The sequence below is a fragment of the Pseudomonas sp. ML2-2023-6 genome, from assembly GCF_037055265.1.
In the GTDB taxonomy this organism is placed as follows: Bacteria; Pseudomonadota; Gammaproteobacteria; order Pseudomonadales; family Pseudomonadaceae; genus Aquipseudomonas; species Aquipseudomonas kulmbachensis.
Map to the genome: position 1 here is coordinate 1,592,882 of NZ_CP146347.1, position 12,022 is coordinate 1,604,903.

General features: G+C 58.4%; 10 protein-coding genes. 1 reads left to right on the top strand and 9 read right to left on the bottom strand.

What is annotated here, in order from left to right:
* Window positions 1-27: 27 nt before the first annotated feature.
* From V6L79_RS07380 to V6L79_RS07410, 7 genes are all read right to left on the bottom strand, one after another.
* A complete protein-coding gene (locus tag V6L79_RS07380; RefSeq protein ID WP_261741011.1) occupies window positions 28-1,503 on the bottom strand; it encodes a GGDEF domain-containing protein in 1,476 nt (491 codons plus the stop codon).
* Window positions 1,504-1,635: 132 nt separating this feature from the next.
* The gene (locus tag V6L79_RS07385; protein ID WP_261741012.1) at window positions 1,636-2,955 is read right to left on the bottom strand and encodes an OprD family porin; all 1,320 of its coding nucleotides are present in this window, start codon (window positions 2,953-2,955) and stop codon (window positions 1,636-1,638) included.
* Window positions 2,956-3,146: 191 nt separating this feature from the next.
* Complete coding sequence (locus V6L79_RS07390) at window positions 3,147-3,371, bottom strand: hypothetical protein (RefSeq protein WP_338580008.1); 225 nt, start codon at window positions 3,369-3,371, stop codon at window positions 3,147-3,149.
* Between the two features lie 294 nt (window positions 3,372-3,665).
* Complete coding sequence (locus tag V6L79_RS07395; protein ID WP_338580302.1) at window positions 3,666-5,009, bottom strand: heavy metal sensor histidine kinase; 1,344 nt, start codon at window positions 5,007-5,009, stop codon at window positions 3,666-3,668.
* A 28-nt stretch (window positions 5,010-5,037) separates the two neighbouring features.
* Window positions 5,038-5,715, bottom strand: a complete 678-nt coding sequence (locus V6L79_RS07400; RefSeq protein ID WP_261741014.1) for a heavy metal response regulator transcription factor — start codon at window positions 5,713-5,715, stop codon at window positions 5,038-5,040.
* A gap of 8 nt (window positions 5,716-5,723) precedes the next feature.
* Complete coding sequence (locus V6L79_RS07405) at window positions 5,724-8,819, bottom strand: multidrug efflux RND transporter permease subunit (protein ID WP_261741015.1); 3,096 nt, start codon at window positions 8,817-8,819, stop codon at window positions 5,724-5,726.
* On the bottom strand, window positions 8,816-9,961 hold the full coding sequence (locus V6L79_RS07410) for an efflux RND transporter periplasmic adaptor subunit (RefSeq protein WP_261741016.1): 1,146 nt from the start codon (window positions 9,959-9,961) through the stop codon (window positions 8,816-8,818). Before V6L79_RS07410 ends, V6L79_RS07405 begins: the two co-directional genes overlap by 4 nt.
* 374 nt (window positions 9,962-10,335) lie before the next feature.
* Between V6L79_RS07410 and V6L79_RS07415 the strand changes: the two genes are divergently transcribed.
* Window positions 10,336-10,581: a hypothetical protein gene (locus tag V6L79_RS07415; RefSeq protein ID WP_261741017.1), complete on the top strand. Its 246-nt coding sequence runs from the start codon at window positions 10,336-10,338 to the stop codon at window positions 10,579-10,581.
* Between the two features lies 1 nt (window position 10,582).
* Here the strand turns inward: V6L79_RS07415 and V6L79_RS07420 are convergent, their stop codons facing one another.
* Both V6L79_RS07420 and V6L79_RS07425 read right to left on the bottom strand, forming a co-directional pair.
* A complete protein-coding gene (locus V6L79_RS07420; RefSeq protein WP_261741018.1) occupies window positions 10,583-11,056 on the bottom strand; it encodes an N-acetyltransferase in 474 nt (157 codons plus the stop codon).
* Window positions 11,057-11,061: 5 nt separating this feature from the next.
* Entirely contained in the window at window positions 11,062-11,961 is a 900-nt protein-coding gene (locus tag V6L79_RS07425) for a chemotaxis protein (RefSeq protein WP_261741019.1), read from the bottom strand.
* Window positions 11,962-12,022 lie beyond the last annotated feature (61 nt).

Below are 12,022 nucleotides of genomic sequence, written 5' to 3' on the forward strand. Positions count from 1 at the left end.
TGAAGGCCACCCTCGGGTGGCCTTTTTTTATAGAGGATTTGTTGGTTTCGGTGCGTTGAGCCCGGTTTCGTTGATATCCATCACGCGATTTCGCCCACGCTTCTTGGCTTGGTAGAGGGCTTTGTCGGCAGTGTTGAGCAGCTCCTGCTGATCATCACCGGGCTTGGCGTAGCGGGTGCACGCGCCCAGGCTGACAGTGAGCGTGTTCGCCTGGTGGGCGGGTTCCATCTGCTCGACCGCCAAACGAATCTTTTCGGCCAGCAGGCGAGTGCCTGCCGCGTCGGTATCTACCAGCACCACCGCGAATTCTTCCCCTCCATAGCGCGCTGCCAGATCGGCGGGGCGGCGTACATTAACCTTTATGGCTTGCGCTACCTGGCGCAGGGCTTCATCCCCGGCCTGATGGCCGTAACTGTCATTGAAAGCCTTGAAATGGTCGATATCAATCATGATCAGTGACAGTGGCGTGCCCGCGCGCTGGGCGCGGCGCCATTCCAGATCCAGGGTTTTATCCAGCATGCGCCGATTGGCCAACCCGGTCAGCGGATCGGTAGAAGCCAGGGCGGCGAGTTCGTGTTCGGCGTGCTGGCGCAGGCGCAGTTCGCGAGTCAGCAGCCAGGTGAGCCATAACAAGCCTAAGCACAGCAGCAGGGTTGCGCTGCCGATCAGGGAGGCGGTGTGTCGCCAATTGCTGAAGATATGTTCGGTCGACAATGCAACCACAACCACCAACGGTAGATCGCCAACTTGAGCGAAGTTGTAAAGGCGTTCCAGCTGGAAGACCTTTGACATGGCGGTAAAGCTGCCATAGCGCTCATTGATGAAGCGCAAAAAAATTGGAGCCTGGCCCACGTCCTGACCGGTATAGAACTTGTCTGTCTCCGGATACCGGATGAGCAGGATGCCGTCGGTGCTGATCAAGCTGATGTTGCCGGTAGGTCCAAGGTCCAGGCCGCGAAACAGGCCCTGGAAGTAGCTGATTTTCATCTGAGCCACGGCAACTCCACCAAACTTGCCGTCCGGGGCGGTAATTCGACGGCTCAGGATCAGGTTCCACTCGTTGGGGCTTTCACTGACGAGCATGGGGGTGCTAATGAAAAGCCCGTCCTTCTGCTCCTTGATATGGGTCTTGAACCAGAGCTGTTGACTGGCATTGTTTAACAAGGGCCCGGCCGGCTTGGAGCTGGCTATCAGTTTTCCTTCAGCATCCAGGACAAAAAAGCCGGCATTGGACGGTGCCTCGGTGGCTTTGTCGAAAAGCAGCGACTGTTGAATCTGCGGTGCGAGCGAGGAGAGTGCCTGGCTTTGCAGCAAGTCGATCAGGTTGCTGAGGGAGGAGTCATAAATCGACAGCGTATTTTGAATATCCCGGCTGATCAGCTGCACGATATTCAGCGCTGAGCGTGCGGCGTCTTCTTCGGTGTTGCGGTACTCCCTGACCAGCAAATAGCCAACAATACTGAGGATTGCAAGCACCGAGAGGGCGCTGGCCCCGATCAGCATGCGCCGAGTGATGACGTGTGAACGCTGGGAAAATTGAATGGCCTTACCCTCACAGATACAAATCGTGCCCAGCCATAAGGTGTCGGCCTGTAGAGATAAGGCCAGCTTTGAAGCTGGCCTTATGGTCACAGATTAGAACACATCAATAGGATAGTCGACGATCACCCGGTACTCATCAACATCGTTGTCCACGCTCTGGTAAGCGCTGTTGCCGCGGTTGGTCGCCCAGCGCAGGCCCACCGACAGGTCCTTGGCCTTGCCTTCCTGGATCACGTATTTCAGCCCCAGGTCACGTTCCCAGTGATGGGCATTCTTGCCTTCGGGGTTGTACCAGTTGCTGTAGCCGATGCTGTTGGGGTCGGCCTTGGTCAGATCCAGTTCACCGCGCGAGTACGAAGCACTGGCCGTCAGGCCGGCGATGCCGAGCCCGGCAAAGTCATACTCGTATTGCAGTTTCCAGGAGCGCTCGTTCGGACCGTTGAAATCCGAATACTGCTGCGAGTTGTCGAGGTAAACACTGTCGCCCTGATAGATATAGTCAAAAGGCGTGTTGCCGTTGACCCGCTGGTAAACGGCCGTCACCTTGTGCCCGTCCACGGCTACCGCAAAATGCAGGCTGAAGGTGTTGTTATCGATATCGCCCAGCAGCGCCTTGCCGGTGTCCTGGGTGTGGTAGAAATGCAGGCCGGGATTGAGGCTGATGCTCTCGGTCAGCGCATAGGTGTAATCCAGGTCGTAGTAGTACTGGTTCCAGATGTCCTGCAACTGGGCTGCGTACAGGTTGCTGGTGATCTCTGGCACGCCGCTCCAGGAGGCTCCGGCCCAGGTGATGTGCTTGCTGCTCTGATCGGCGAGGTCGCCGTAGGTAGTGGTCAGGCGGCGCATGCCGCTCTGGTTGTACGGTTTGTCAAAGCTGACCTGGCCACCTTCGAGCATCCAGCCCTCGAAGCTGTGATTGGTCAGGCTGACGCCGCGAAAGGTCTGCGGCAGCATGCGGCTTTCGCCACCGGCAATCACCGGGTTGGTCAGGAATAGATCGCCAGCCTTGAGCTCGGTGTCGAACGCCCGCATTTTTAGCGCCGCACCAGCGGACGAGAAGCTGGTTGGCGCTTTACCGTTACCATCACTGACCGGCAAGATACTGCTGCCATCGGTGCCGCCACCGCCGTCGAGCTTGAGCCCGAGCATGGCGTAGGCATCCAGACCGAAGCCGACCGTACCCTGAGTGAACCCGGACTGAAACTTGCCGATAAACCCCTGGCCCCATTCCTTGCTGTCATCGGCGCGGGGGCTGCGGATATCGTGGTTCATGTAGTAATTGCGGGTGTTGATTTTGAGGCTGGAACCTTCAACAAAACCGTCTTTGGATGTTGCGTCCTCAGCGTGAGCGAAAGTGGGAATCGTTGCGGCCAGGGCAATGAATAACGGACTGAGTTTAAGTGAGTACTTCACCAGAATGTTGCTCCTTGAAAGTGGCGGCAGTTTTTATTCTGTTTAAAAAATCTGTTCCTGTTTGAAAACAGTCAGCGCAGCGGTGCACATTTTTTAGAACAAAAAAAAGCCGCTATGATAGCGGCTTTTGAAACAGTCAGTCACATATGTGGCGTGCGACTGACTGGGTCGGGAAGTCTGCAGGCGTCTAATCAGCTGTCTTTTGCTTCATCTGAAATACTGGTTTCAGCCTGTGTTTGTTGAGGCTTTGCGGCGTTTTGCTGGTGTGCTGTCAGCTCTGTCTGGTGCTGTTCAAAAGTAGCTGCGCGTGCCGCATTTTGTGCGACGAATGCAGGCGATTCTTCCGCCATGGCCAGGGGCGACAACAACAAAGACGACAAAACGAAAACGCTAGCCATACCCATACTGCTGGACATTTCAAAGACCTTCTTGCGGTGCAAGTTCTGTTTGGTACGATCAAAATATAGCTATTGGGCGGGGCGAAAAAGAGCAGGTGAGTACAAGGACCTTTGCGTTTTAGGTAACAAATGCCTGGAGGTGCGAGCTAGAGCGATCAGGATAATCTTGAGTTGTGATGTAGCCGCTGAGGAGCGCCAGCGAGGCTGCGATCGGCTGCGCAGCAGTCGCAAATCTATTGGGTTCTTGGGTTTTACGGCTGTCTGCAGTCGATCGCAGCCTTCGTTCCTAGGCAGCGGCTACAGAGCTTCGCATCAGATAGGTAGATACAACCCGAATGTATTGCGCCCTCCACCGCTGCGCACAAACACTTCGCCGCCATGCATCTGCGCTATCGCCTTGACGATGGCCAGCCCCAGCCCGTGGTTGCCGCCGCTGTTGTGACGGGCGGCGTCCACCCGGTAGAAACGCTCGAATAACCGCGCCAAGTGCTCTGCGGCAATCGGCTGGCCAGGGTTGCTGATGCTGACCGTGACCCGGCCCGCGGTTTGCTCGATCAACACCTCGATCACCTGTCCGGCCTCGGTGTGCTGCACGGCGTTGCTCAGCAAGTTGATCAGCGCGCGGCGCAGGTGGGCTTTTTCGATGTTGACCTGGGCATCGCCGCTGACCCGAACGTCAACCCGCGCATCTTCAAGGATGAATTCCAGATAATCCAGGGTCGTTGCCACTTCGTCCGCAAGGGAAGCGCGGGTCAGTTTGCTGGCCTTGCTGCCTTGATCGGCGCTGGCCAGGAACAGCATGTCATTGATGATGCTGCGCAGCCGTTCCAGTTCTTCGAGGTTGGATTGCAATACTTCAAAGTAATGCTCGGCCGACCGCCCCCGGGTCAGTGCAACCTGGGTCTGGCCAATCAGGTTGGTCAGGGGCGAACGCAGTTCATGGGCCACGTCGGCATTGAATGATTCCAGCCGGGTATAGGCTTGCTCGACCCGGTCCAGGGTGGCGTTGAAGGCACTGACCAGTTGATCCAGTTCCGGTGCCAGCGGCGCAAGGTGCAAGCGCCCGGACAGGCGCGGCGGTGCCAGTTTTTGCGCTTCTTCAGACAGCTTGTCCAACGGTTTTAGGCCGATCCGCGCCACCCAATAGCCAAGCAGCGAGGCCAGCAGTACGCCAATCGTTGCCAGGCTGATCAGTGCGATCAGCAAGTGGTGCTGGGTCTGGCGAAAGGTCTGAGTATCGATGCCAATCAAAAAGCGCAGCGCCGGGCGCTGTTCCTTGGCCGGGATCTGGCTGATCAGCACCTTGAAGGGGTAGGCCTGGCCGGGCAGCCGCAAGTCTCTTACCCCGGTCGGGCCTTGGGCAAATTCGCGCACCGCCGCGTCGGGGTTGCCGTATTCATAGGTTGGGTCAGAACTGATAGTCCAGAAGCGGATGCGTTTGTCCTCTTCGCTGAGCAGCTTGAGCTTGGCGCTCATCTTGGCCCAGTGATCGAGATTGCCGTAACGATTGATTGATGATTCGAGCACGCTGTAACGCGCATCCAGCTCTGCTTCGGGCAGGCGCCCGATACTTTTCTCGACCTGCTGGTAGAGCGCTCCGCCGATCAATACAAAGACCAGCAGGGCCACCAGGGCAAACATCGCACTCAAGCGCATGGCGATGGAGTTCAGAGCAGTGGGCCGCTTAAACACTGCGCCGCTCCAGCACGTAACCCATGCCGCGGATGGTATGCAGCAACTTGTGTTCGAACGGCCCGTCGAGCTTGGCCCGCAAGCGCTTGATCGCGACTTCGACCACGTTGGCGTCACTGTCAAAGTTAATGTCCCAGACCATCTCGGCAATCGATGTCTTGGACAGGATTTGGCCCTGACGTCGCGCCAGCACGCTGAGCAGCGAGAATTCCTTGGCGGTCAGGTCAAGACGGGTACCCGCGCGTGTAGCCTTGCGGCTGATCAAATCTATCCACAGGTCATCGACAGTCACCTGCACCGGCTCGTGACCACCACCACTGCGGCGGGTCAAGGCTTGCAGGCGGGCAACCAGTTCCAGAAACGAAAATGGCTTGCCCAGGTAATCGTCTGCGCCTTCGCGCAAACCGCGGACCCGATCTTCGACCCGCTCGCGGGCGGTAAGCATGATCACCGGGGTTTGCTTGCGCGCCCGTAATGCACGCAACACGCCAAAGCCGTCGAGACCCGGCAGCATCACATCGAGCACGATCACTGCGTAATCGCTCTCCATGGCCAGGTGCAGGCCTTCGATGCCGTCTCGGGCCACATCCACTGTGTAACCTTGCTCGGTCAAACCGCGGTGCAAGTAATCGGCGGTTTTTTCTTCATCTTCAATAATCAGAACGCGCATAACCCGCCTCAGTGATTCGTCGTCAGCACACTGACGGGTTTGGAACGATGGAATAACCGTTCAAGCCACAAGTATATGACTGGCGTGGTAAACAGCGTCAGCGCCTGGCTCACCAGCAACCCGCCAACCACGGCAATCCCCAGCGGCTGGCGCAGTTCGGCGCCGGTGCCATAGCCGAGCATCAGCGGCAGGGCGCCGAGCAAGGCGGCGAGGGTGGTCATGATGATCGGCCGGAACCGCGTGATGCAGGCTTGATAGATCGCATCTTCGGGGCTCAGGCCGCGATTGCGCTGGGCATCCAGGGCAAAGTCGATCATCAGGATGCCGTTTTTCTTGACGATACCGATCAGCAATACCAGCCCGATCAGCGCCATGATTGAAAAATCCTGGCCGCAGATCCACAGCATCAGCAGCGCCCCGAGCCCGGCCGAAGGCAGGGTCGAAATGATCGTCAACGGATGCACGAAGCTTTCGTACAGCACCCCCAAAATGATGTACACCGCCACCAGCGCCGCAAGAATCAACCAGGGCTGGCTGGCCAGCGAACTCTGGAATGCCTGGGCGGCACCCTGGAAGTTGCCGCTGATGGTGCTCGGCATGCCGATTTGGTTTTTTGCCTGGTTGAGCATCAGCACCGCATCGCCCAAGGCCACGCCCGGGGCGAGGTTGAACGACAGGTTGGCGGCCGGGAACATGCCGTCATGGCTGATCGAAAGCGGCCCGCTGGTGGGGGCATCGACCTTGGCCACGGCCGACAGCGGCACCATTTCCCCGGTCAGCGGGGAGCGCAGGTAGAAGTAATTCAGGCTCTCGGCCTTGCCGCGCTGCTGCGCGTCAACTTCCAGGATCACGTTGTACTGGTTGGTCTCGGTCTGGAACTCATTGACCTGACGCTGACCAAAAGCGTCGTACAGCGCCTCATCGACATCGGTGGCGGTGAGGCCGAAGCGAGCTGCGGCGTTCCGATCGATGCTGATATGGGTGATGCTGCCGCCCAGTTGCAGGTCGTTGGACAAGTCGCGAAAGGCCGGGTTGGCGCGCAGTTTTTCAGTCAGGCGTTGGGTCCAGGTGGTGAGCGTCGGCCCATCGTTGCTCTTGAGTACATATTGATATTGGCTGCGGCTTGGCCCCGAGCTGAGGTTGATGTCCTGACCTGCGCGCAGATACAGCACAATCCCCGGCACCTTGGCCAGTTGCGGGCGAATGCGGTCGATAAACTCGCTGGCCGATACATTGCGCTCCCCGCGGTCCTTGAGGGCAATCCAGAAGCGGCCGTTGGCGATGGTCTGGTTGCTGCCGGTCACGCCCACTGAGTGTGAAAACGCCTGCACGGCCGGGTCGTTACCGATGATGTTGGCCAAGGCTAGATGTTTTTGCATCATGTCCGGAAATGAAATGTCGGACGCCGCTTCACTGGTGCCGAGTACAAAGCCGGTGTCTTGAACCGGGAAGAAACCTTTGGGGATCAGTACATAGCCGGCGATGGCCATGGCCAGCGTCACGCCGAAAATCCCCAGCATTAGCCGCTGGTGCGCCAGGGCCCGTTTCAAACCCTTTTCGTACCAAGCCAGCAAGCGCTCGCCAAAGCCCGGTTTGGCGTCGGGCTTGTGCACCGGGGAACGCATAAACAGCGCGGCCAGCGTCGGGGCGAGGGTCAGCGACACGACCACTGAAATCATGATGGTTGAGGTCGCGGTCAGGGCGAATTCCTTGAACAGTCGTCCGACCACGCCCCCCATAAACAGCAACGGAATAAATGCCGCCACCAGCGAGAAACTGATGGATACCACGGTAAAGCCGATCTCGCTGGAGCCTTTGATCGCGGCGTCGCGCATGCTCTCGCCCGCTTCGAGGTGACGGTGAATGTTCTCCACCACCACAATCGCATCGTCGACCACAAACCCCACGGCCACCACAATCGCCACCAGTGTCAGGTTGTTGAGGCTGAACCCCAGTACATACATCAAGGCAAAGCTGGCGATCAGTGACACGCCGAGCACCGCTGACACAATCAGGGTGGCTGACCACTGACGCAAAAACAGCGCCATCACTGCAACCACCAGCAGTACGGCAATCAGCAGGGTGATTTCCACTTCATGCAGGGAGGCGCGGATGGTTTTGGTCCGGTCACTGAGTACGGTCACTTCAACTGACGCCGGGAGCATGGCTTGCAAGCCGGGCAGGGCGGCCTGGATGCGGTCCACTGTCTCAACGATATTGGCCCCCGGCTGACGTGAAATCACCAGGTTCAGTCCCGGCTGATGCCCGGACCAGGCTTGTACATAATCATTCTCGGCCCCGTTGACCACTCGCGCCACATCGCGCAATTGCACGGGGGCGCCGTCCTTGTAAGAGACGATCAATTGGCCGTATTCATCCGCGTCAAACAGCTGGTCGTTGGTTGACAGTGTGGAAATGCTCGATGGGCCGTACAGCGCGCCCTTGGCCAGGTTGAGACTGGTTTGCTGGATTGCCAGGCGAATGTCGGCCAGGGTCAGTCCGATGGCGGCCAGCTTGTCGGCCGAGGCCTGGACCCGGATTGCCGGGCGCTGCTGGCCGGTGATGTTGATCAGGCCTACACCGTCGATCTGGCTGATCTGCCGGGCCAGCAGGGTTTCGACGTAATCGCTGAGTTCGGTGCCGGGCATCTGCAAGGAACTGATGCTCAGGATCAACACCGGGCTGTCGGCCGGGTTGACCTTCTTCCAGGTCGGCAGGGTAGGCATGTCCTTGGGTAATTTGCCGGACGCGGTGTTGATCGCGGCCTGCACTTCCTGGGCGGCGGTGTCGATGCTTTTGTTCAGGGTGAATTGCAGGGTCAGACTGGTCGAGCCCAGTGCGCTGCTGGAGGTCATTTGGGTCATGCCGGGGATGGCGCTGAATTGCACCTCCAGCGGCGTGGCTACCGATGACGCCATGGTGTCCGGGCTGGCGCCGGGCAGTTGGGCTGATACCTGAATGGTCGGGAATTCAGCCTCGGGCAAGGGCGCGATGGGCAGTCGCGGAAAAGCAATCAGCCCCACCAGTACCAGGGCGAAGGTCAGCAATACGGTGGCGACCGGGTGATCGACACACCAGGCCGACAGCGAGCGGCTTTGGGTCATGGCTGCACCTGAACGGCGGTCGGCTCACTTAGCACTTCAACCCGCGAGCCCGGCTTGAGTCGCGATTGACCATCGCTGACCAGCGTGTCGCCGGGGCTGACGCCAGTGATGATGCTCAGCTCGGTGTCCTGGAAAACAAGCTGCACGGGGACTGTTTCTACTGTGTCACCGCTGACCCGGTACACGAAATAGTTGTCCAGCCCGCGTTGCACCACCTGCGGCGGCACCACTAGCGCGTTCTGTACCAGTCCGGTCTGGATCTCGACATTGACCAGTTGGCCGGGCCACAGCGTTTGTTTGGGGTTGTCGAACTGGGCCTTGACCTTGATCGTGCCGGTGGTTGCCGAGACCTGATTATCAATCAGGCTCAAACGACCTTCGCCCAGTTGCGTGCCGCTGCTGTCAGCGTTGCCGATAAAGGCTTTGACCCGGGCCGGATCCTTGGCTGCGAGCAAGTCGTGCAGCATGGGCAATTGTTGTTGGGGGAGGGAGAACTCCACCGCGATGGGGTCGATCTGGGTAACGGAAAACAGTCCCTGGGTATCGCTGACTCGCAGGAAATTACCCGCATCTACAGTGCGAATGCCCACGCGCCCGGTGACCGGCGAGTGGATCTGCGTATACGACAACTGCACCTGCGCCGCTGCAATCGTCGCCTGATTGCCCTGTGCCGAGGCCTTGAGTTGATTGACCAAGGCTTGTTGCTGATCGAGTGTTTGCCTGGACACGCCGTTGTCCACGCTTAATAACTGGTAGCGTTTGAGGTCGATCAATGCGACTTGCAGTTGCGCCTGATTCTGTCCCAGTTGGGCCTTGGCCAGATCGAGGCTGGCCTTGATCGAGCGGTCATCCAGGGTCGCCAGTAGATCGCCAGTCTTGACCGTCTGGCCTTCGTTGACCCGTATCTCGGTGAGTATGCCGTCGATTTGCGGGCGGATCATCACACTGTGCAACGACAACACCGCGCCAATTCCGTGGGTATAGCTCGGCACATCTTGCTGCAGCACTTGGACAACTCGCACCGGCACCGCTGCGCTACCTGTGGACTTATTGGCTGCGGGGCGATTGAGCCACCAGATGCCGCCACCGATCAGGGCAATCACTAACGTGCCCAGCAAGATTTTTCTGGTTGGGGTGGGCATGCTGGATAGACGCCGTATACGTGGATTGGGGGCTTATTAAAGAGTTATAGCGCGTGGACCCGGTCAGTACAGTGACGGTTAACTGACATTACTGACAGTTTGGAAATTCGTAGCAGCTGCCGAAGGAACGAGGCTGCGTTCGGCGACGAAGTCGTCGTAAAACCTGAACTCGCTGTATATCAGCCAAACCGTGGGCTCAGGTTCCACGATCGCTTCGCAATCGAACGCAGAGCTGCTACGCCATTGATTGACAGCGCAACATCGAGATCTTGATGATTTTTACGACCAGTGAGTGCAACGCACAGGGGGCGCGCAGGTATACTGCGCGGCATTGCGCCACTTGGCCTGAATTTTTACCGTATTTCGGAGCTTTCATGACTACCCCTACCCAATCGACGGCTCCTGATGCCGTGGGCACTGACCTGGTTGAAAATACAACCGAGCTGGAGGCCCCGAAAAAACCGGTAATTCCTGCGTTCACGTTCCCTTTCAAACCTTCCGAGTTTGCCAAGGCCAAGTCCCAAGGCAAGGCGTACTACCAGAAAAGCGGTCTCGGCGGCCACGACACAACCCCTGGCGCACCGCCACACGGCACACGTAAAACCATGGGCAAGCGCTGATTCAGAGCTCGATGCGCTTCACCTGAACCATCCCGGCCCGTTCGTATAAACGGCGGGCCTTGGTGTTGTCCTCCATGACCTTCAGGTCAACGCAGGGCTCACCGCGTTGTGCGTAGACCGCAAACATCCGCGCCAGCAGCGCCTGGCCAATGCCTTGCCCTTGATGTCCGGCATGCACCACCAAATCTTTTAGATAAGCGCTGGTCCAGCCTTGCGCAACCCCCACCACTACCCCTGAACGCATTGCGATCAAGCATAACTGCGGGTCATATTCGGCGTCGTGCAGCAGGCTGTGGTGCCACTTCTCGAACGAATCAATATTGCCACTGCCATCGCTGTAGCCCTGGCTGAGCAAGGCATGCACCGGTTGCATCAGATTCTCGTCGAGGGCCACCAGGCTTACATCTGCAGGCCAGTGAGCTGTTGCCGGCGGGCCTGTCAGGTCTTTGCGCAGCAGCAGGCAGTACTCGCTCATGTCGCTCAATAACCTTGCTCGGCAACCGTGCGCGCAGCCAGGATCAGGCACTGTGTCAGCTCGGGTGAAGAGAACTTGGTCAGCACCGCATTGGCCCCTGCCAAGCGTGCCTTTTCGCTGTTCATCGAGCTGTTCAACGAGGTGTGCAGGAGCACGTACAGGTGGGCAAAGTCCGGAGTTTCGCGCACGGTACGGGTAAAGGCGTAGCCGTCCATCTCGGACATTTCGATGTCCGATACCAGCACGTTGATTTGATCCGGTGTGCCTTGCAGTTCCAGCAGGCGTTCGATGGCCTCCTTGGCACTGCGCGCTGTGTGGCAATGCAGGCCCAGGTTGCGCAGGGTAATTACCGACTGTTGCAGTGCCACCTGACTGTCATCAACCACCAGTATTCGCGCGTTGGCCAGCAGTTTTGACTCTTCCTTGCTGAGGCTCTCGCTGGCTTTTTCCACTCTTGTCGGGGCGATACCGTGGATCACTTTTTCGATGTCCAATACCTGCACCAGCACGCCGTCGACCTGAGTGACGCCGGTTATGTACGAGCGTTTACCGGAGCCGTAGGGTGGCGGGCGAATGTCGGTGCTCAGGCAGTGCACGATTTTGCTCACCGCCTGCACATGCAACCCCTGCTTTGAGCGGCTGACATCAGTCACGATCAGGCAGCCGCCGTCAGGGTCGAGCAGCGGTTGCTCACCGATGGCGCGGCTCAGGTCAATCACCGACAGCGCTGTGCCGCGTAACACCGCGATGCCTTTCACATTGGGGTGCGACTCGGGCATTTTGGTCAGGGGGGGGCAGGGAATGATCTCACTGACCTTGAGCAGGTTGATCGCCAACAACTTGCCGCTGCGCAGAGTGAACAGCAGAAGCGAAAGTGAATCTGCGCGGGCATTGTTCGATGACATAAAAACCTTCTGTTGTGGGAGCGATACAGGGTTATCGACATGAATACATTTTCCTGTAGCC